Raw genomic sequence first — 21420 nt, 5'->3', positions numbered from 1 at the left:
TGGTGGCTTTCTACTGGAGATCAGCCAAGTCCCAAAAGTTCGGCGACTTGAGTACGTACTGCCTGTTCCTGCTTTGGTATGTCTGAATCGGGCGCGAATGACCGCGCCCCCTGCCGCGTGAACCCGCGGCACCAACGTAAGGAGTGACCTGTGGAAGGTCCAGAAATCAAATTCGCCGAAGCCGTGCTCGATAACGGCTCCTACGGCAAGCGAACGGTCCGCTTCGAGACCGGTCGCCTCGCGCAGCAGGCTCAGGGAGCCGTCGCTGCCTACCTCGATGAAGAAACCATGCTTCTCTCGGCCACCTCGGCCTCGAAGCACCCGAAAGACAACTTCGACTTCTTCCCGCTGACGGTCGACGTCGAAGAGCGCAGCTACGCTGCCGGCAAGATCCCCGGTTCGTTCTTCCGCCGCGAAGGCCGTCCCTCCACCGAGGCCATCCTCGTGTGCCGCCTCATCGACCGCCCGTTGCGTCCGTCCTTCGTGACCGGCCTGCGCAACGAGGTCCAGATCGTCGTCACCGTGCTGTCGATCGCCCCCGGCGAGTTCTACGACGCGCTGGCCATCAACGCGGCTTCCGCCTCCACCCAGATCTCCGGCCTGCCCTTCAGCGGCCCCATCGCCGGTGTGCGCCTCGCCCTCATCCCCGGAGCCAACAACGGTTCCGGCCAGTGGGTCGCTTTCCCCAAGGCTGAGCAGCTCGAAGAGGCCGTCTTCGACCTCATCGTCGCCGGCCGCGTCGTCACCGACGCCGAGGGCAACCAAGACGTCGCGATCATGATGGTCGAGGCCGAAGCCACCGAGAACAGCTGGAACCTCATCCAGGGCGGCGCCATCAAGCCCAACGAAGAGGTCGTGGCCGAGGGCCTCGAGGCCTCGAAGCCCTTCATCAAGGAGCTCGTCGCGGCCCAGAGCTCGCTCGCCGCTCAGGCTGCCAAGGAGATCGCCGACTACCCGGTGTTCCTGCCCTACAGCAAAGAGACCTACGACCACGTTGCAGGCCTCGCCTACGACGACCTGGTCAACGTCTACCAGATCGCCGACAAGGTCGAGCGTCAGAACGCCGACGATTCGCTCAAGGAGCGCGTCAAGGCGTCGCTCACCGAGCGCGTCGAAGCCGGCGAGCTCGACGGCGAAGTCCTGCGCGACTTCTCGGCCGCGTACAAGTCCGTCACGAAGGTGGTCGTCCGCGGCCGCATCCTGCGTGAAGGCGTTCGCATGGACGGGCGCGGCCTGGCCGACATCCGTCCGCTCGACGCCGAAGTCCAGGTCATCCCGCGCGTGCACGGTTCCGCCGTGTTCCAGCGTGGCGAGACCCAGATCCTCGGTGTCACCACCCTCAACATGTTGAAGATGGAACAGCAGATCGACTCGCTCTCGCCCGTCAAGAGCAAGCGTTACCTGCACCACTACAACTTCCCGCCCTACTCCACCGGTGAGACCGGTCGCGTCGGCACCCCGAAGCGTCGCGAGATCGGGCACGGCTTCCTCGCCGAGCGCGCCCTCGTTCCGGTTCTGCCGAGCCGCGAAGAGTTCCCCTACGCCATCCGTCAGGTCTCCGAGGCGCTGTCCTCCAACGGCTCGACGTCGATGGGCTCCGTCTGTGCGTCGACCCTGTCGCTGCTGAACGCCGGTGTGCCCCTGCGCGCACCCGTCGCCGGCATCGCCATGGGCCTCGTGTCCGACACCGTCGATGGCCAGACGCGTTACGCGGCCCTGACCGACATCCTCGGTGCCGAAGACGCGCTCGGCGACATGGACTTCAAGGTTGCCGGCACCAGCGAATTCGTCACCGCGATCCAGCTCGACACCAAGCTCGACGGCATCCCCGCCTCGGTGCTCGCTGCCGCTCTGACGCAGGCGAAGGACGCCCGCACCACGATCCTCTCCGTGCTCAACGCGGCGATCGACGCTCCCGACGAGATGGCGCCCACGGCTCCTCGCGTCATCAGCGTGCAGATCCCCGTCGACAAGATCGGTGAGCTCATCGGGCCCAAGGGCAAGACGATCAACGCCATCCAGGACGAGACCGGCGCCGACATCTCGATCGAAGAGAACGGCACCGTCTACATCGGCGCCGTCGACGGTCCGTCGGCCGAGGCTGCTCGTGCCCAGGTGAACGCCATCGCCAACCCGACCAACCCCGAGGTCGGCGAGCAGTTCCTCGGAACTGTCGTGAAGATCGCCGCCTTCGGCGCCTTCGTCTCGCTGCTTCCCGGCAAGGACGGCCTGCTGCACATCTCCGAGGTGCGCAAGCTCGCCGGTGGCAAGCGCGTCGAGAACGTCGAAGACGTGCTCGGTGTCGGCCAGAAGATCCTCGTCGAGATCACCAAGATCGATGACCGCGGCAAGCTGTCGCTGGCACCGGTCGTTGCCGAAGAAGCTGACACGCAGTCGAGTGCTGCCGCCAGCGAGGGCCCCGAGGCTCCGGCCGAAGGCTAAACCCTTCCCGGTCGCACGCAGCTAGAGTCTCTCTCGCAGAGCTCTGGTTGCGAGCGACTTGTCGCCCACAGCGACTCACGAACGCGCTCGTCCCTTTTCGGGGCGGGCGCGTTCGTCGTTGTCGAATCGTTATGATCCAATCTGTCAAGGGCGCGGGGGATATCCATTGCGGATGTCTGAAGTGACCTACCCTCGAAGTAGGCGATGGGGGTCGCCTGATACGTGTCCGGGCAACACCGCAGGCGAGAGGGGGCGGAGATGGCGAAGTTCATCCCGCGGCTCTTCACCGTGTCCGAACCGGCTGAGGCTGCGGTCGACGAGACCGATACTTCTCTCCCCGTGAGCTCTGGCGTCGCCGTGCGGAGTGGCCGCCACGCCGCTCGCGCCAACGCCGTGACCGCCACGGCGGAGGCTGTCGCCGAAGCCGAAGCCGAAGCCGAAGCCGAAGCCGAAGCCGAATCGATGGTGACCGGTGGCATCGACGCCATAGCCGCGGTCGAGGCGCGTCTGCGTGCATCAGCGCCCGTCATGACCGGTGCCACATCGGTACTGGCCACCGGCAGCGACTCGTCGGCTCTGGCCAGTGATTCCGCCGCGACGTCGGTGTCGACATCGGTGTCCGCGTCGGTGTCGACGACGGCCCGGGCCAGCCTGCCCGCGCATCCTTCCGCCCCGATCCCCGTGCTGGGCGACGGCGTGGGCTCGAGCATCCGTAACACGGTCGGCGACAGCCATCTCGAGGTGTTCCCGGTGTCACTGGGCACCAGCGTGTTCGGATGGACGGCCGAATCGGCGGCATCGGAAGCCATCCTCAACCGCTACGCCGATTTCGGCGGCAACTTCATCGACACGGCCGACAGCTACTCGGGCGGCCGCAGCGAGCACATCATCGGACGCTGGATGTCCCGTCGCCGCAACCGCGACGACATGGTCGTGGCCACCAAGATCGGTCGTCACCCCGACAGCCCGGGACTCGGCCCCGTGAACATGGTGCGCGCCGTCGAGGCCAGCCTCGAGCGCCTCGATACCGACCACATCGACCTGCTCTACTTCCACGACGACGACGATTCCGTGCGCCTCGAAGACGCGCTCGGCACCGCCCAGTGGCTCATCGAGACGGGCAAGGTGCGCTACCTCGGCGTCTCGAACTTCACCCCAGATCGCCTGATCGAGGCCCGCATCCTGGCCGCGGCGGGCTACCCGCGCTTCGAGGCCGTCGAGACGCACTACAGCCTGCTCACGCGCGAGCGTTACGAGGGCGGTCTGCAGCTCGTGGCGCAGGGTCAGGGACTTGGCGTCATGCCGTACTACGCGCTCGAGAACGGGTTCTTGACGGGCAAATACCGGTCGCGCGCCGACTTCGCCGACCGTCTGCGCTCCGCCAAAGCCGCCGAGCACCTCGGGCGCCGGGGTTTGCGCGTCTTGAAGGCGCTCGACCAGATCGCGCTCGAGATCGGCGTGAGCGTCACGACCATCGCGATCGCCTGGCTGCAGCACCGTCCGGGAGTCGCAGCGCCTGTCGTCAGTGCATCCCGACCCGAGCAGGTCGACGCGATCGTGCAATCCGCCGGCGTGCAGCTCACGCGCACGCAGGTCCTCGATCTGGAACGCGCCTCGCGCATCTGAGGCTACGTCGGCTTTCTCGAGATGCCCTGCGGGCTCCCAGGCGCGCATCCCACCCCTGTCGTAAGCTGAATGCTGGAAAACGTACCCCGTCCACACCGACGATCCCGGCGCCGATGGCGGGAACGCGGGCCGGGCGGGGCCAAGGAGTAGCACCGGTGTCACACTATATTTACCTCGTCCGCCACGGAGAACAGCAAGACGCTGAACACGGCCTGCCCGACGGCCCGCTGTCGGCTCGGGGTCGTCGTCAGGCGCAGCTCCTGGCCGAGCGACTCGGGGGAGTACCCATGGACAACGCGTGGCATTCGCCGCTGCAGCGGGCGTCCGAAACGGCGAAGATCATCGCCGAGCGCCTGCCGGCCCTCGAGCCCGAGCCCTCGGCGTTGCTGTTCGACTGTGTCCCCTCGGGCAAGACGGCCAACACGCCAGCGGCTTACGATGCGTTCTTCGGGTCGGTGACCGAAGAAGAGGTCGACGCAGGTTCGGCGCAGATGTCCGACGCCGTGTCCGAATTCCTGGCGCCCGTGCGCGGCGAGCGGCACGATCTGCTCATCACCCACAACTTCGTGATCGGATGGTTCGTCCGCGAGGTGCTCGAAGCGCCCGAGTGGCGGTGGACGACGTTGAACCAGGCTAATTGCGGGCTCACGATCATCCATCAGAAGGCGGGGCGGCCGTGGACGCTCGTCACGCACAACGACCTGTCACACCTGCCGTTCGAGCTGCGCACCGGGCTGCCCGACACCATTCCTGCGTAGCGCTCATTTGCCGGCACGGGCGCAAGCCCGGGCGGCGACGAGCGGCGCTTGGTAGGTTTGAGGCATGACAACGAGAGTCGCCGTCGTCGGCGCCACCGGAAAGATGGGCACCCTCATTCGTGAGCTGGTCGAGCAGACCGACGGCTTCGAGGTCGTGGCCGCGCTCGATTCTTCGTCGCCGCTCACCGAGATGGACGATGCGGACCTCGTGGTCGACGTCACGTCACCGGCGGTCAGTCCGCAGGTGGTGCAGCATGCCGTCGAGCGTGGGCTCAAGGTGCTCGTCGGGTCGTCCGGCTGGTCGAGCTCACGCATCACCTCGCTCGAGGCGCAGGTCGCACAATCGGCCAGCGGCGTCGTCATCATCCCGAACTTCTCTCTCGGATCGGTTCTGGCCACGGCTTTCGCGGCCATGGCCGGCCGTTTCTACGACTCGATCGAGATCATCGAAGCGCACCGGTCGTCGAAGGTCGACTCGCCGAGCGGCACGGCCGTGCGCACCGCCGAACTCATCCAGGCGGCGCGTGCCGGCCAGGGCCCTGTCGAGGCGCCGCACACCGATCAGCGGGCGCGCGGGCAGCAGGTGTCGAGCATCCCCATTCACAGCCTCCGCATGCGCGGCGTCGTGGCGAAGCAGGATGTCCTGTTCGGCGGCACCGGCGAACTGCTCACCATCTCGCACGACACGCTCGACCCGTCGGCCTACGAACGCGGCATCGTCATTGCTCTCGAGGCAGCCCGATCGGCCGTCGGGGTGACGGTCGGGCTCGACAAGCTGCTCGACCTCGACCTGTCTGCTTCGCGTTCAGCCGATGCCCAAGCGGTTGTCGACGACACCACTGCGGGCCCGGAGAACACCTCCGGACAGGCCGCTCAGGCGGCGACGCCCCGATGACCACGCGGCTGCTCGTCGGCGTCATGGCCGTGCTTTTGCTGCTCTACATCGTGTTGGTCGGCCAGCGGGCCGTGCTGCTCGTGGCGACGGGTGAGCCGATCGCCATCGTCATGGGCGTCGCTCTGCTGGTGATCCCGATCATCGGGCTGTGGGCGCTCGTGCGCGAATTGCTGTTCGGTGTGCGCGCGGACAAGCTCGGGCGGAGGCTCGGCGACGAAGATGCCCTGCCCGATGAGGAGCTGCCCGTGCGACCGTCGGGCCGCCCTCTGCGCGAGGCCGCCGACGAGGTGTTCCCGCGCTACCGCGCCGAGGTGGAACAGAACCCCGAAGACTGGCGTGCCTGGTATCGCCTGGGCCTTGCGTACGATGGCGCTGGCGACCGTCGCCGCGCGCGCCAGGCCATCCGCGAAGCCATCGGCCTCGAGCGCCGCGCCGCGTAGAGACGCCCGCGGCGGGTTAGCCGGCCGCGAGCGCTGCGTCGACGGCCTCCTCGACCGTGCGGTGGGTGAACGTAAAGCCTGTGCGCTCGAGAACGCCGGGCTCGATGCGCTGGTCGATGAGCAACAGATCGTCGGCTGCCTGCTGCAACGCAGCCTTGAGCGCGAACGTGGGCGCCCGCAACAGGAAGGGTCGTTCGAGTCGTCGTGCGAGGTGGAACATGAGGTCGTTGGCGCTCGATGGCGTCGGGCCCACGAGGTTCACGGGCCCGTCGATGTCGTTATCGAGGACGTGTCGGATGCCCCGCACCTCGTCGTCGAGACTCACCCACGGCCAGCGCTGCGTGCCCGGGCCGAGCGGCCCCGCCGCGCCCAGCTTGGTCAGCGGCATGAGCGGTTTGAGGATGCCCCCGAGGGCGAGCACGACACCCGTGCGCAGTCGCACGGTGCGCACCGAATCGGGCGCCTTCATCGCTTCGGCTTCCCAGCGCACGCACACACCCGCGAGGAATCCCTCACCGTAGCTCGACTCCTCTGTCAACGTCTCTCCGGGCCGGGAGCCGTAGTAGCCCGAGGCCGAACCGCTGGCGAAGATCGGCGGGGGAGTGTTCGTGCGGTGAAGCGCCTCGACGAGCGTTCGGGTCGCTTGCACGCGCGACGAGAGCAGCGTTCGGCGGTAGGAAGCCGTCCACGGCAACTTCGAGATCGAGGCGCCGGACAGGTTGACCACGGCGTCGACGCCGTCGAAGGCCGACACGTCGAGTCGCCCGGCGGCCGGGTCCCACGAGACTTCACCGGTGTCTGCGGTATCGCGGCGCACGAGATGGACGACCTCGTGCTGGTCGTCGCGCAGCGAGCGCGTGAGGGCCGTGCCGATGAGACCGGATGCTCCGGCGATGAGAACGCGCATGTCTAGGCCAGGCTCGCTTCCAGCGTGATGTTGATTCCCGCAAGCGCCTGCGAGACCGGGCAGTTCACCTTGGCGTCTTCGGCGATGCGCTCGAACGCCTCTTCGTCGAGACCCGGCACGACGGCCGAGACCAGCAGATGGCTCGACGTGATGCCCGTGCCCGGCTGGAAGGTGACGGCGGCCGTGGTCTGCACGCGCTCGGGAGGCGTGCCGTTCTCGGTCAGCGCGTTCGAGAAGGCCATCGAGTAGCACGCGGCGTGCGCGGCGCCGAGCAGTTCTTCGGGCGTCGTCACGCTCTCCGACCCCTCGGACCGTGCCTTCCAGTCGACCGGCAGGCTCGCCGCCTTCGACGAGTCGAGGGTGACCGTTCCCGAGCCCTCGAAAAGAGTTCCGTTCCAGACCGTCGTGGCTTCGCTGGTAACCGCCATGGTGCACCTCCGTGAGTTGTCCAGGCGCTCGATACGCCTGCCGTCAGCCTAACGAGGGCGTCCGACATCCGGGTAGGGTTGACGCGTGCCAGAGATTGAATTCCGTTCCGATGTGACCGTCGAGCTCGTGCGTTCGAGCGCCTCCGATTCCGATGTGCTTTTCGCCGCGCGCGTGTCCACGCAGGGCGAGCAGACGCTCGAGGCCGCGCAAGACGGGCAAGAGGCGACATCCCGCGACCGGGGTCTCATCAACTACTTGATGCGTGACCGCCACGGCTCGCCGTTCGAGCACAACTCGATGACGTTCTATGTGCAAGCTCCCATCTTCGTCTTCCGCGAGTTCATGCGGCACCGCATGGCCAGCTACAACGAAGAATCGGGCCGCTACCGCGAGCTGCGTCCCGTGTTCTACGTGCCGTCCGAAGAGCGCAACCTCGTGCAGGTCGGCAAGCCCGGCGCCTACGACTTCCTGCCCGGCACACCCGAACAGACCGCGCTCGTGCGCGACGAGACCGTTCGCGCATCCACGCAGGCCTTCGAGGCCTACCAGCGCATGCTCGATGCCGGTGTCGCCCGAGAGGTCGCGCGCATCGTCTTGCCGCTGAACATCTATTCGTCGATGTACGTCACGGTCAACGCGCGATCGCTCATGAACTTCCTGTCGCTGCGCACCAAGCGCGAGGGCAGCCAGTTCCCCTCCTTCCCGCAGCGCGAGATCGAGATGTGCGCCGAGAAGATGGAAGACGTGTGGCAAAAACTCATGCCGCTCACGCACGAGGCGTTCCAGAGCAAGGGTCGCGTTGCGCCGTAGCGCTTCGGGCGTTCGGGTCGTTCGAGGGCGGTCAGCGGGGCGGCGGATGTCGTCAGCCCCCGTCGAACCGGTAACCTAAGACCGTGAGTGTTGAGAATCCTTTCGGGCAGGTCCTCGTCGCGTTGGTGACACCGTTCTTGAGCGACGGAGAGGTCGACTGGCCCGGCGTCGAGAAGCACATCGACGACGTCATCACGGCCGGTGCCGACGGCATCGTCGTCACGGGCACGACGGGTGAGACATCCACCCTGACCGACCCCGAGAAGCTGCGCCTCGTCGAGGTCGGCAAATCTGTTTCGGCCGGCCGCGCCAAGATCATCACGGGCGGCGGCTCGAACGAGACCGCGCACGCCATCGAGCTCTACAAGGCCAGCGAGAAGGCCGGGGCCGACGGTGTCATGATCGTCACTCCCTATTACAACAAGCCGACTCAGGCGGGCATCCTCACGCATTTCCGCATGATCGCGGATGCCACCGACCTGCCCGTCATCCTCTACGACATCCCCGGTCGCACGGGTGTGCCCATCAAGTACGAGACGATCCTGCGTGCCGCGAAGCATCCGAACATCCTCGCCGTGAAAGACGCCAAGGGCGACTTCAGCGAGGTCAGCCGTGTGCTCAACCAGACCGACCTCATGTACTTCTCGGGTGACGACGCCAACGCCCTGCCGCACATGGCGATCGGCGCGACCGGTCTCATCGGCGTCACGGCCAACATCGCGGCGCGCCCCTATCGCCAGATGGTGGATGCCGTTAACGCGGGCGATCTGCACACCGCCACGCTCGCACACCAGCAGCTCGAGCCCCTCGTGCGCGCCGTCATGACGCACGTTCCCGGCACCGTAGCCGCCAAATACATCCTGCACGGCCTCGGCCGCATCCAGACCCCGCGCGTGCGCCTGCCGCTCGTCGGGCCGGAAGAGGCGGAAGCCGCGCAGATCGAAGACGAACTCGCCCTCGTGCGAGACATCCCGGGTGTCGACCTCTCGAGGTTCCGCCCAGACCGCAATGCGGCCGCCGGAGGTGCCCTGCCGAAAGTGCACGGCACCACACGGTAGCCCCATAACTCAACAAGGAGGGCGCATGCCCGTTTCCGTATACGAACCGCCGGCTCTCGAACCCGGCACACTCCGCGTCATCCCGATCGGCGGTCTCGGCGAGATCGGTCGAAACATGACCATGTTCGAGATCGACGGCAAGATCCTCATCGTCGACTGTGGTGTGCTCTTCCCCGAGGAGCACCAGCCGGGCGTCGACCTGATCCTGCCGGACTTCAGCCCGATCAAGGATCGCCTGGGCGACATCGTGGGCGTCGTGCTCACCCACGGCCACGAAGACCACATCGGCGCCGTTCCCTACCTGTTGCGCCTGCGCAATGACATCCCGCTGATCGGCTCTGGGCTCACGCTCGCGCTCGTCGAGGCGAAGCTCAAAGAACACCGCATCAAGCCTTACAGCCTCACGGTGACCGAGGGCCAGACCGAGAAGCTCGGCCCGTTCGACCTCGAGTTCGTGGCCGTCAACCACTCCATCCCGGATGCCCTCGCCGTCGCCATCTCGACGAGCGCCGGCACGGTCCTCGCCACGGGTGACTTCAAGATGGACCAGCTGCCGCTCGACGGCCGCCTGACCGACCTGCGGGCGTTCGCGCGCCTCGGCGAAAAGGGCATCGACCTGTTCATGGTCGACTCCACCAACGCCGACGTTCCCGGGTTCACGCCGCTCGAATCATCCATCGGGCCCGTGCTCGACCAGGTCATCCAGAAGGCCACGCGCCGTGTCGTCGTCGCCAGCTTCTCGTCGCACGTGCACCGCGTGCAGCAGGTCCTCGACGCGGCCGCCGCCAATGGCCGCCGGGTCGCGTTCCTCGGCCGCAGCATGGTGCGCAACATGGGTATCGCAGCCGACCTCGGCTACCTGAAGGTGCCGAAAGACGTGCTCATCGACTACAAGAAGGCCAAAGACCTTCCCGACGACCGCATCGTCTACATGTCGACGGGTTCGCAGGGCGAGCCCATGGCCGTCCTCAGCCGCATGGCCAACCTCGACCACGCGATCGAGCCGGGCCCGGGCGACACCGTCATCCTCGCCTCCAGCCTCATTCCCGGCAACGAGAACGCCGTCTACCGTGTCATCGACGGTCTGACCAAGCTGGGCGCCAACGTCGTGCACAAGGGCAATGCCAAGGTGCACGTCTCCGGTCACGCGGCGGCCGGTGAGCTGCTCTACTGCTACAACATCCTGAAGCCCAAGAACGTGCTGCCCGTGCACGGCGAGTACCGTCACCTGGTGGCCAACGCCAAACTCGCCATGCAGACCGGCATCCCCGAAGAGAACACCATCCTCGGCGAAGACGGCACGGTCGTCGACCTCAAGAATGGCGTCGCCAAGGTGGTCGGCCAGCTCGATCTCGGTTTCGTCTACGTCGACGGCTCGACCGTGGGCGAGATCACCGACGCCGACCTCAAGGATCGCCGCATCCTGGGCGAAGAGGGCTTCATCTCGATCATCGTCGTGGTCGAGGCCGCGACGGGCAAGGTCGTGGTCGGGCCCGAGATCCACGCGCGCGGTTTCGCCGAGGACGACGCCGTGTTCAACGAGGTCAAGCCCAAGATCGTGTCCGCCCTGGCCGAGGCCGCAAAGAGTGGAACGCGCGACCCGCACGCCCTCACGCAGGTCGTGCGACGCACGGTCGGCCGCTGGGTGAACACGTCCTACCGTCGCCGCCCCATGATCGTCCCCCTCGTCATCGAGGCGTAAACGATCTTGCTCGAAGCCCCGCCGGTCTGGATGACGGCGGGGCTTCGTCGTGCGCCCGGCCGGTCTCTAGGCCCCCGCACGTGGCGGTCGATCCGTTCGTGATGCCCGACCGGCCGCGTCAATACGGGCGATCGTCGGTGGTGCGGGCTAGCGTGGACGGTATGGCTCCGAGTTCAGCACCGACGGGCCGCGGCCGCACGAAGGCTAGCGGCAGCGCATCATCTGCGCCCAAGAAGGCTGCGGCGACCAAATCGTCGGCATCCACGCGATCCGGTTCCGGAGGGGCGGCAGCCAAGGGGGCCGCCGCCAAGGCCTCCACCTCGGCACGTTCCACCTCGTCGCGCACGGTCGCCTACCCGACGGCCGACGAGCAGGGGCCGAGCACCAACATCCTCGCCCGTGCCTGGATGGGGCTTGCTCACCTCGCGGGCGGCGGCGCGCGTGCCTTCGGTCCCGAGAACCTTGCCAAAGACGAGCGCCGCGACGGCGTTCCCTTCTTCATCCTCCTTCTGGCTGTCGCCGGTGTCGTCATCGAGTGGTTCGGCGTCAACGACCCCGTCGCGCAAAACCTCGACGCTTACACGTTCGGCGGCATCTTCGGCCGCGCGGCATTCATCATGCCCATCGTCATGTTCGCCCTAGCCGTGTGGCTCTTCCGGCACCCCAGCTCGGTCAACGACAACGGCCGCATCGGCATTGGCGTGGGCCTCGCAGTCGTCTCGATCTCCGGGTTGTGCCACTCGTTCTCCGCCCTCCCCAACCCGAGCGACGGCATGCCGGCACTCGCGGCCGCCGGCGGCGTCATCGGCTGGCTCTCCGGGGCGCCTCTGACAGCGCTGCTCACGCCCATCGGTTCGGGCATCATCCTGTCGCTGCTCCTCTTGCTCAGCCTCTTCATCATCACGAAGACGCCGCCCAACAAGGTGGGTCAGCGCTTTCGCGAACTCTACGCCTGGATGTTCGGCACCGACATCGTCGAAACCGCCGAGCGCGACGCGGCCAAACGTGCTGCCGCATCCGACGATGACGAGGCCGCCGACGCGGCCGACACCGATTCGCTTCCGTGGTGGCGCCGCAACAAGAACCAGCGCGAAGAAGATCCCGACTTCGAGGCGTCGTCGGACGACGCCGTCACCGAATTGCTCGGCGGCAAAGCCGGCCGGGGCGTCGGCGGCTTCGACACGGCGCTCGAGCGGCCCGATGATGAGCGTCCCGCGCCCATCGTGCCCGCCACGCCTCTTCCCACCGACGAGGGCATGACGGCCGTCATCGGCGATCTCTCGCGCGCCGAGGCAGCACTCGGCGAGTGGGAGCACTCGAAGCGCGTGGCCGGAGCGGGCTCGGCGACGCCCAGCACCTCAGGGCTACGCGACGATGGGCCCGAAAGTGTCACCGAGGTCCTGCCCGGTATGGGCAGCATAGGCCTGCTCGACGAGGACGGCCTCGGCACGCCCGAGCCGACCGATTCCCCCGAGAACCCCTACCGGTTGCCGTCCGTCACCACGCTCGCCGCGGGTGAGCCCGCGAAGCAGCGGTCCGAGGCCAACGACGAGGTCGTTCGAGCCATCACCGAAGTCCTGACCCAGTTCAGCGTCGACGCGCGGGTCACCGGCTTCTCGCGAGGCCCGACCGTCACGCAGTACGAGATAGAACTCGGCCCCGGCGTCAAGGTCGAGCGGGTCACGGCCCTCTCGAAGAACCTGTCCTACGCCGTTGCGTCGAACGAGGTCCGCATCCTGTCGCCCATCCCGGGCAAATCGGCCATCGGTGTAGAAATCCCCAACAGCGACCGCGAAATTGTCACCCTCGGTGATGTGCTTCGCTCCGGCGCCGCCGTCAAGAGCACGCACCCCATGACGATCGGCGTGGGCAAAGACGTCGGCGGCGGCTACGTTGTCGCCAACCTCGCAAAGATGCCCCACCTTCTGGTCGCGGGTAGCACGGGCTCGGGTAAATCCAGCTTCGTCAACTCCATGATCACGAGCCTGCTGATGCGGGCGAAACCCAACGAAGTGCGAATGGTCCTCATCGACCCCAAGCGCGTCGAGCTCGCGCCCTATGCCGGTGTGCCGCACCTCATCACGCCCATCATCACGAACCCCAAGAAAGCCGCCGAGGCGCTGCAGTGGGTCGTGAAGGAGATGGACATGCGTTACGACGACCTGGCTTCGTTCGGTTTCCGACACATCGACGACTTCAACAAGGCCGTCGTCAATGACGAGATCGTCCTCCCCGCGGGCAGCGAGCGCGTCCTCAAGCCCTACCCATACCTCCTCGTCGTCGTCGATGAGCTCGCCGACCTCATGCTCGTTGCTCCGCGCGACGTCGAAGAATCGATCGTGCGCATTACCCAGCTCGCACGCGCCTCAGGCATCCACCTGGTCCTCGCGACGCAGCGACCGTCGGTCGACGTGGTCACGGGTCTGATCAAGGCCAACGTTCCGTCGCGGCTGGCATTCGCCGTGACGAGCGTCACGGATTCACGAGTCATCCTCGACCAGCCGGGTGCCGACAAACTCATCGGACAGGGCGATGGCCTGTTCCTCCCCATGGGCACGTCCAAGGCCATTCGCGTGCAGGGTGCCTGGGTCAACGAGGCCGAGATCGAGAAGGTCGTCAAGCACGTCACCCAGCAAGCCCGGCCCGACTACCGCAAAGACGTCGAGGCTGTTGTCGAGCGCAAAGAGATCGATGCGGACATCGGCGATGACCTCGAATTGCTCCTGGCGGCGGCTGAACTCGTCGTCTCGACCCAGTTCGGCTCGACCTCGATGCTGCAACGCAAGTTGCGGGTCGGCTTCGCCAAGGCTGGCCGTCTCATGGACCTCATGGAATCGCGGGACATCGTCGGCCCCTCCGAGGGTTCGAAGGCCCGTGACGTGCTCGTGACGGCCGAACAGTTGCCCGCTCTCATGGCGCGCATCAAGGGAGAAGACGGCCCGTCTGGGTCCTCCTTCACGCCGCCGGCTTCGGCGAGTGGCAGCGGTTCTGCGGGCATGTCCGGCGGGGCCGCATCCGCAACCCATGCTCCGGCAGACACCGACCCCGACGATTCGGACGACCGTTACCACGACGATCCCGTCGCGAGGATGTCTCATGGGTATCCTGAGGTAGAGGGCGAACCCGATGAAGACGCCTGGCAGCTGACCGGCAGGGAGTAACACATGGCGTCACACGACGCATCGTTCGATCGGGGCAACCAGCCCGCCGGCGACTCGGCCGCGAAACCCTCGAATCTCAATCTGCCCAACGCCATCACGGTGGCCCGCATCATTCTGGCCCCGATCTTCGTGTGGCTGCTGCTGGCCGATAACGGCGAGAACGGCACGTTGCGGTGGGTGGCAGGCATCCTGTTCATCCTGGCTATCGCCACGGACGGCATCGACGGGGCGATCGCGCGTCGGCGCAACCTGGTCACCGACCTCGGCAAGCTCCTCGACCCCATCGCCGACAAGGTGCTCACGGGGGCTGCGCTGGTGGCCCTGTCGAGCCTCGGCGAGCTGCCCTGGTGGATCACGGCCGTCGTGCTTGTGCGCGAGGTCGGCATCACGGTGCACCGCATGATCCTCGCGAGCGACCATGTCGTCGCGGCCGCGTGGATGGGCAAGCTCAAGACGGTCATGCAGGCGGTCGCGATCTCCCTGGCACTCCTCCCGCTCGCCGGGGTCGTGGGCGATTGGGTCATCGTGCTCAATGTCATCACCATGACGGCGGCAGTGCTGCTCACCATCGCGAGCGGCATCGACTATGTGCTCACCGAGGTGCGCGGCCGCCGCGCAACGCGGTAGGCGTCCCGACATGAACCCCGCCCCCGATTCCGCCGCGATCATCGCTCTCCTGAGCGAGAAGTCCTGGTCGATCGCCGCCGCCGAATCATTGACGGGCGGTCTGCTCGTCTCGGCTCTGATCGACACGCCCGGGGCCTCACGCGCCGTTCGCGGCGGCATCGTGGCCTACGACACGCACCTGAAGCACTCGCTCGTCGGTGTCGACGCTCAGCTTCTCGCAGAGCACGGCGCGGTGCACCCGGATGTCGCGCGCCAGCTCGCCGACCGCGTGCGCCTCGTAGCGGCCATCGACGGCGTTTCGGCCGACGTTGGCATCGGCACGACGGGTGTCGCCGGCCCCGACCCGCAAGACGGTCAGCCGGTCGGAACGGTCTTCGTCGGCATCAGCATCCGCGGCGCCGTGGATGTCGTCGCGCTGAGGCTCGAGGGAACTCGCGACGAGATCCGCCGCTCCACGGTTGAGCACGCTCTGCGCGCGCTGCGAGAAGCGCTCGAGTCCCTCTGACGCGCCAGGCACCAACGGTCACACGACATCCGTTCGGTACCCGCGTGTCAGGCCGGAATAGTTCTCGTTTCGGTCGCGTTACAGGTTACTGATTCACAAGAAAAGCCCAGTGATCGTAGTTAGTGTTTTTTTCACGGCAGCAGGTATTGTTAGCCATCCCCGAAGCGCAAGCTCCGGCGGTCGAAAGGGCACCAGGCCCACGGGCTCACGGGTTTCGTCCCTGACGTTCAGGGCACGAGTGGTTTGGTCCCTGAGGTTCAGGGCACAGAGAGGGAGGCTGCAATGGTTTTAGTTCGTCAAGAGATCGGCGACGTTCTTCGCGACTTCCGCCTTCAAAAGGGGCGCACGCTTCGTCAGGTCGCGAGCAAGGCAAGTGTCGCGTTGGGCTACCTCAGTGAGGTAGAGCGCGGCCAGAAAGAGGCGTCGAGCGAAATTCTCGCCTCGGTTGCCGAAGCGCTCGAGACCCCGATTTCCACCATCATGCGCGAAGTCGGCGACCGTCTCGCCGTCATCGAGGGCATCGACCCGATTCCCGACACGGTTCCCGACGCTTTCGTCGCCGAGCTGGATGCCGATCTGGTCACTCGCTAATACAGCCCTCCTCGACTGCCCGGCCCCGGCCTCAGCTTCAAAAACCCCGTCTGTCATCAGGCGGGGTTTTTGCGTCCCCACCGAGTCCAGAGCGGCCGTGGTTTGGAACGAGGTGGTCTGGACTGTCGGCTGTGGTCTGGACTGTCGGCTGTGGTTGGTAGCGTTGCAGTCGTGAAAATGAGTGAGTTCAAGCAGGCGATCGCCGATGAATTCGGCGCCGGTTACGGCCGTGTGCTCGCCGCTGATCTCGTGCTCGGCGATGTCGGGTCCCGCACCGCGAATCAGGCCATCTCTGACGGCGTTCCGCCGCGTGAGGTTTGGTTGGCGCTCTGCCGCGCCACCGACGTGCCTCGCGAGCGTTGGTATGGCGTGGGCACACCTCCTCCGCGCGCGTAGACAACTTCCGCGCGGGCTCGCGTTCCTGCGCGTTCGCTTCTGCGGCGGCGAGCTTCCTCGGCCGCGCCACTGGTGCTGAGACTGAGCGTCGCGTGCAGCTGGCACACCGAAGCGGTATTCGACACGCCCGGACGCATCTCTCGAACATCCGTTCGGATCGCGCTATGCTCCTCACAAGAGCGGAATCCCGATTTTCTCCACAGTTCGCGCCGAGCCACTCGCAATGTCGGTGGTGGGTCGTACTGTCGAAAACGTCGAGGAGAAACCTCCAGCCTTGTCACCGGCCGTCTTGGTCGCGACAGCCTACAGGCGCATCGAGAACGAGCAGAGAAAAGAGTGCGACATGCCTTCACCCGCAGATCGTGAAAAATCATTAGAAACCGCGCTGGCCCAGATCGACCGCCAGTTCGGCAAGGGATCCGTTATGCGGTTGGGCAGCGACGAGCGCGCCCCCGTCGAGGTCATTCCGACCGGGTCGATCGCGCTCGACGTCGCGCTCGGCATCGGGGGCATTCCTCGCGGCCGCATCGTCGAGATCTACGGCCCCGAGTCCTCGGGTAAGACGACTCTCACCCTGCACGCCATCGCCAACGCGCAGCGTGCGGGCGGCATCGCCGCCTTCATCGACGCCGAGCACGCTCTCGATCCCGAATACGCCCGCAAGCTCGGTGTCGACATCGACGCGCTTCTCGTCTCTCAGCCCGACACGGGCGAGCAGGCTCTCGAGATCGCCGACATGCTGATCCGCTCCGGCTCGATCGACCTGGTCGTCATCGACTCTGTCGCGGCACTCGTGCCGCGTGCCGAGATCGAGGGCGAGATGGGCGATTCACACGTCGGTCTCCAGGCGCGGCTCATGTCGCAAGCCCTGCGCAAGCTCACCGGTGGCCTCAGCCAGACCAAGACCACGGCCATCTTCATCAACCAGCTGCGCGAGAAGATCGGTGTGTTCTTCGGAAGCCCCGAGACGACCGCCGGCGGTAAGGCGCTGAAGTTCTACGCCTCCGTCCGCATGGACATCCGTCGCATCGAAACGTTGAAAGACGGCACCGAGGCCGTGGGAAACCGCACGCGCGTCAAGGTCGTCAAAAACAAGATGGCGCCGCCCTTCAAGCAGGCCGAGTTCGACATCCTCTACGGCATCGGCATCTCGCGAGAGGGCAGCCTCATCGACTTCGGTGTCGAGCACGCCATCGTGAAGAAGTCCGGCGCCTGGTACACCTACGGCGGCGATCAGCTCGGCCAGGGCAAGGAGAAGGCACGTGACTTCCTCTTGAAGAACCCTGACATCGCCAACGAGATCGAAGACAAGATCAAGTCGAAGCTCGGCATCGGCGGGGCTGCTCCGCTCGAAGAGGCAGAGACGACCGATCAGCTCACCGCACGCCGCGGCGCCTGATCGCTGCGCGACACTGTCGCGCAGCACCCACCCGTAGAGCGAGAAGGAGGTCACCATGGTGGTCAGATTCACAGCAGGACCAGCAGACGGCAACGATGCGGGCCAGCACGAACTGGCTCCGGTGATCTCCTTCTCGGCATCACGGAAGGCGAAGCGGGGCGAAGAGCACGGTCGGGCTCGGGGAAACCATCCCGCCGGTTCTGCTCTCGATCCGGTCGACGCCTCCGGTTCGGTCGATGCTGGCGACAGCGACGACCACACCGATGGCCGCAGCGACGCCGGAGTGATTGAGGGCGTGCGCCTCCCTCGATCCGGGGTGCGGCGCGGCGACACAAGCGACGATCCTGCGCCGGTCGCTGGCGCAATCTCCGGGGTCACGTCCGTCATCGGTCGCGTCCATGCTGCCGGTTCGGCATCATCGACCGACGGTGCCGCGGCGGAGACCTCACGGCCCGCCAACCCGGCGAGTCCCGCTCCTATTGCGAGTTTGGCGCGCAAGCGTGGAGGCGCCGACACATCGGTGGTCGATGACGATCTCGTCGATGAGGTGCCGCCGTCGATCGAAGACGTCGAGAACGCCATCTTGAAGAAGCTCCGACGCCGGGGGATGAGTGAGGCCGAAATCCTCGCTGAATGCCTTGCACTCGACCTCACGGCGCATCAGGCCAATGAGCTGCTCGAGCGCTTGCGCGAGCTCGGCTATGTCGACGATCGTGCGTTGGCCGAGCAACTGCGCTACTCGCACTACGAACGCAAGAGCCAGAGCCGTCAGGTCGTCGCGCGCCTCATGAGCACGCGCAAGATTCCCGCCGAGGTGATCGACGAGGTGCTCGAAGACATCGGCTCCGACGACGAACTCAGCGCCGCGCGCGAGGTTGCGGAGAAGCGCGCGTCGCAGATGACATCGCTCGACGACGCCACGATGGAACGTCGCTTGGTGGGATTCCTCGCGCGGCGGGGATATCCCGGCGGGGTCGTTCGCTCGGTCGTCGGCGAGATCATCCGCGGGCGCCGATCCAGCGTTCGCTTTCGCTAGTCCGTAAGCTAGTCACATCATGAGTGACCTGCTTGAAGCACCACGCCACATCAGCCCCTCCGTCGCGGCCCACAAGTCCGACGGCAGTGCCCGCACCTATGAGGTGCGCACATTCGGGTGCCAGATGAACGTGCATGACTCCGAGCGTCTGAGCGGTTCGCTCGAGGCCGCGGGATACGTCAGAGCCGAAGGCGTCGAGGCCGACATCGTCGTCATCAACACGTGCGCCGTGCGCGAGAACGCCGACAACAAGCTCTACGGCAACCTCGGGCATCTGGCCTCCGTGAAGAAGCGCCACGAGGGCATGCAGATCGCAGTCGGCGGCTGCCTGGCGCAAAAAGACAAAAACACGATCCTCGAAAAGGCCCCGTGGGTCGACGTCGTCTTCGGCACGCACAACATGGGCGCGCTTCCCAACCTTCTCGAGCGCGCGCGTCACAACGACGAAGCGCAGATCGAAATCCTCGAATCGCTCGAAACGTTCCCATCCACGCTGCCCACCAAACGCGACTCCAGCTACAGCGGCTGGGTGTCCATCTCGGTCGGATGCAACAACACGTGCACGTTCTGTATCGTGCCGTCGCTGCGCGGTAAAGAGAAAGACCGCCGCCCGGGCGACATCCTGGCCGAAGTCCAGGCCCTCGTCGACGATGGAGCCATCGAGGTCACCCTGCTCGGCCAGAACGTCAACAGCTACGGTGTCGAGTTCGGCGACCGCCAGGCGTTCGGCAAACTCCTGCGAGCGGCCGGCCAGATCGAGGGGCTCGAACGAGTTCGGTTCACGAGCCCGCACCCCGCGGCGTTCACCGACGACGTCATCGACGCCATGGCCGAGACGCCCAATGTGATGCCGCAGCTGCACATGCCCCTGCAGTCAGGTTCCGACCGCATCCTCAAAGCCATGCGCCGGTCATACCGGTCGAGCAAATTCCTCGGCATCCTCGACCGCGTTCGCGAGAAGATGCCCCACGCTGCGATCTCCACCGACATCATCGTCGGGTTCCCCGGCGAGACCGAAGAAGACTTCGCCGAGACACTCCGGGTCGTCGAGGCCGCTCGATTCGCGACAGCCTTCACATTCCAATATTCGGTGCGCCCCGGCACTCCTGCAGCCACCCTGCCCGATCAAATCCCCAAAGCCATCGTGCAAGAGCGCTACGAGCGCCTCCTCGCCCTGCAAGACCGCATCTCACTCCAGGAAAACCGCGGCGTCATCGGCCGCCAGGTCAACGTGCTCGTCGCAACCGGCGAAGGCAAGAAAGACGCCGAAACCCTTCGCATGAGCGGCCGGGCCGAAGACTCACGCCTCGTGCACTTCGACCTGCCCGACGGGTCCGACATCCCGCGTCCCGGAGACGTCGTGACCGTGACCGTCACGCAGGCCGCTCCGTTCCACCTCATCGCCGACTCCCTCGACGGCGCGCCCCTCATCGTGCGACGCACCCGCGCCGGCGACGCCTGGGATCGAGCCCAAGCCGACAGCTGCGGCATCCCGATACCCACGGGTGGGGCTGCGGGCGCGTCATCCTCAGCCGCCGGGGGAGCGGTCTCCCTGGGCTTGCCGACCATTCGCGTCGGCTCCCGCGAACCGCTCACCAGCCCCGGCGTGGGCACCATGCCCATCTACCACCCCGACGACGCTCAGCGGTGACGGTCAGGTCTACCCGCGGCGACGCGCCGCTCGTCGCCGTCGTCGGGCCGACCGGAACCGGCAAGAGCGATCTGTCATTGGCCATAGCCGAACGCCTGACAGGCGCTACCGGTGACGTCGAGATCGTCAACGCCGACTCCATGCAGCTCTACCGTGGCATGGACATCGGCACGGCCAAGCTGCGGCCAGCCGAACGACGCGGCGTCGCACACCACCTCCTCGACGTGCTCGATGTCACCGAAGAAGCAACGGTTGCCCGCTATCAGCCCGCTGCACGGCACGTCATCCAAGACATCCTCGATCGCGGAAACACTCCAGTGCTCGTCGGCGGGTCTGGGCTCTACGTCTCGAGCGTCATCTACGAGTTCGAGTTCCCGGGCACCGACCCCGTCATTCGACAACGGCTCGAAGCCGAACTCGAAGCCGTCGGCCCGGGCATGTTGCACCGACGTCTCAGCGCCATCGACCCGATCACCGCCGAACGTGTCGGCCCCCACAATGGTCGTCGCATCGTGCGCGCCCTCGAGGTCGCCGAAATGACGGGGGATGCCCCGAGCGCCGCGCTGCCCGACGAGCCCACGCCGTGGCATCCCAGCGTCATTCTCGGCCTCCGAGCCCCGCGCGAGGAACTCGTCCAGCGCCTCGACCGTCGGGTCGACCGCATGTGGGCCGACGGCCTCGTCGCCGAAGCAGACTCTCTGCGGCAGGCCGGAATCGAACGGGGCGTCACCGCCAGCCGCGCCATCGGCTACGCGCAAGCGCTCGCGCAGCTCTCGGGAGAACTCACCGCCGACGAAGCGCGGGCCCAGACCGCGGCGCTCACCCGCCGCTACGCACGACGGCAGGTCAGCTGGTTCAAGCGCTACCCGCACGCGCACTGGCTGGACTACGACGACCCGAACCTCGTCAGCGAGGCCATCCAGCTCATCACGACGCGTTTGGCGATCTAGGCGCCCGGGGGCCGGGCTGGCTCGCGCCGCCATAAAC

General features: G+C 66.4%; 19 protein-coding genes. 17 read left to right on the top strand and 2 right to left on the bottom strand.

Features of this window, described 5'->3' with window-relative positions; all coding sequences use genetic code 11:
• Nucleotides 1-150 precede the first annotated feature (150 nt).
• From ACZ6IE_RS09245 to ACZ6IE_RS09225, 5 genes are all read left to right on the top strand, one after another.
• Nucleotides 151-2442, top strand: a complete 2292-nt coding sequence (locus ACZ6IE_RS09245) for a polyribonucleotide nucleotidyltransferase (RefSeq protein ID WP_464607700.1) — start codon at nt 151-153, stop codon at nt 2440-2442.
• Between the two features lie 258 nt (nt 2443-2700).
• On the top strand, nt 2701-4068 hold the full coding sequence (locus ACZ6IE_RS09240; protein WP_464607699.1) for an aldo/keto reductase: 1368 nt from the start codon (nt 2701-2703) through the stop codon (nt 4066-4068).
• Nucleotides 4069-4223: 155 nt separating this feature from the next.
• Nucleotides 4224-4826 (top strand): histidine phosphatase family protein, encoded by a 603-nt coding sequence (locus ACZ6IE_RS09235; protein ID WP_464607698.1) that lies wholly within the window; start codon nt 4224-4226, stop codon nt 4824-4826.
• A gap of 64 nt (nt 4827-4890) precedes the next feature.
• Nucleotides 4891-5721 (top strand): 4-hydroxy-tetrahydrodipicolinate reductase, encoded by an 831-nt coding sequence (dapB, locus tag ACZ6IE_RS09230; protein ID WP_464607697.1) that lies wholly within the window; start codon nt 4891-4893, stop codon nt 5719-5721.
• Nucleotides 5718-6161 carry a hypothetical protein gene (locus tag ACZ6IE_RS09225; RefSeq protein ID WP_464607696.1) on the top strand — a complete coding sequence of 148 codons (444 nt, stop codon included), beginning with the start codon at nt 5718-5720 and terminating at the stop codon, nt 6159-6161. The genes dapB and ACZ6IE_RS09225 overlap by 4 nt, the downstream gene beginning before the upstream one ends.
• Before the next feature lie 16 nt (nt 6162-6177).
• Here ACZ6IE_RS09225 and ACZ6IE_RS09220 read toward each other — a convergent pair whose 3' ends face one another.
• Entirely contained in the window at nt 6178-7068 is an 891-nt protein-coding gene (locus ACZ6IE_RS09220; RefSeq protein WP_464607695.1) for a TIGR01777 family oxidoreductase, read from the bottom strand.
• 2 nt (nt 7069-7070) lie between these two features.
• The gene (locus ACZ6IE_RS09215; protein WP_464607694.1) at nt 7071-7496 is read right to left on the bottom strand and encodes an OsmC family peroxiredoxin; all 426 of its coding nucleotides are present in this window, start codon (nt 7494-7496) and stop codon (nt 7071-7073) included.
• Between the two features lie 85 nt (nt 7497-7581).
• Here ACZ6IE_RS09215 and thyX point away from each other — a divergent pair, with 85 nt between their 5' ends.
• The 12 genes from thyX to miaA all read left to right on the top strand — a co-directional run bounded on the left by thyX (nt 7582) and on the right by miaA (nt 21383).
• Nucleotides 7582-8307, top strand: a complete 726-nt coding sequence (thyX, locus tag ACZ6IE_RS09210; protein WP_464607693.1) for an FAD-dependent thymidylate synthase — start codon at nt 7582-7584, stop codon at nt 8305-8307.
• An 83-nt stretch (nt 8308-8390) separates the two neighbouring features.
• Entirely contained in the window at nt 8391-9365 is a 975-nt protein-coding gene (dapA, locus tag ACZ6IE_RS09205) for a 4-hydroxy-tetrahydrodipicolinate synthase (protein WP_464607692.1), read from the top strand.
• A 25-nt stretch (nt 9366-9390) separates the two neighbouring features.
• Entirely contained in the window at nt 9391-11067 is a 1677-nt protein-coding gene (locus ACZ6IE_RS09200; RefSeq protein WP_464607691.1) for a ribonuclease J, read from the top strand.
• A gap of 161 nt (nt 11068-11228) precedes the next feature.
• Entirely contained in the window at nt 11229-14228 is a 3000-nt protein-coding gene (locus ACZ6IE_RS09195; RefSeq protein WP_464607690.1) for an FtsK/SpoIIIE family DNA translocase, read from the top strand.
• Between the two features lie 3 nt (nt 14229-14231).
• Nucleotides 14232-14855 carry a CDP-diacylglycerol--glycerol-3-phosphate 3-phosphatidyltransferase gene (gene pgsA, locus ACZ6IE_RS09190; RefSeq protein ID WP_464607689.1) on the top strand — a complete coding sequence of 208 codons (624 nt, stop codon included), beginning with the start codon at nt 14232-14234 and terminating at the stop codon, nt 14853-14855.
• 10 nt (nt 14856-14865) lie between these two features.
• A complete protein-coding gene (locus tag ACZ6IE_RS09185; RefSeq protein ID WP_464607688.1) occupies nt 14866-15360 on the top strand; it encodes a CinA family protein in 495 nt (164 codons plus the stop codon).
• 282 nt (nt 15361-15642) lie between these two features.
• Entirely contained in the window at nt 15643-15951 is a 309-nt protein-coding gene (locus tag ACZ6IE_RS09180) for a helix-turn-helix domain-containing protein (protein ID WP_077052838.1), read from the top strand.
• 171 nt (nt 15952-16122) lie between these two features.
• Complete coding sequence (locus ACZ6IE_RS09175) at nt 16123-16347, top strand: DUF3046 domain-containing protein (protein ID WP_464607687.1); 225 nt, start codon at nt 16123-16125, stop codon at nt 16345-16347.
• A gap of 343 nt (nt 16348-16690) precedes the next feature.
• A complete protein-coding gene (gene recA, locus ACZ6IE_RS09170; RefSeq protein WP_077052840.1) occupies nt 16691-17746 on the top strand; it encodes a recombinase RecA in 1056 nt (351 codons plus the stop codon).
• A gap of 55 nt (nt 17747-17801) precedes the next feature.
• Nucleotides 17802-18782, top strand: a complete 981-nt coding sequence (locus ACZ6IE_RS09165) for a regulatory protein RecX (RefSeq protein ID WP_464607686.1) — start codon at nt 17802-17804, stop codon at nt 18780-18782.
• A gap of 19 nt (nt 18783-18801) precedes the next feature.
• Entirely contained in the window at nt 18802-20433 is a 1632-nt protein-coding gene (gene miaB / locus ACZ6IE_RS09160; RefSeq protein ID WP_464607685.1) for a tRNA (N6-isopentenyl adenosine(37)-C2)-methylthiotransferase MiaB, read from the top strand.
• Entirely contained in the window at nt 20430-21383 is a 954-nt protein-coding gene (miaA, locus tag ACZ6IE_RS09155; RefSeq protein WP_464607684.1) for a tRNA (adenosine(37)-N6)-dimethylallyltransferase MiaA, read from the top strand. Before miaB ends, miaA begins: the two co-directional genes overlap by 4 nt.
• Nucleotides 21384-21420 lie beyond the last annotated feature (37 nt).

This window comes from Okibacterium sp. AC114 (assembly GCF_979253355.1).
Note: the sequence above shows the minus strand (reverse complement) of the source record. Positions and strands in the feature narration are given on the sequence as shown.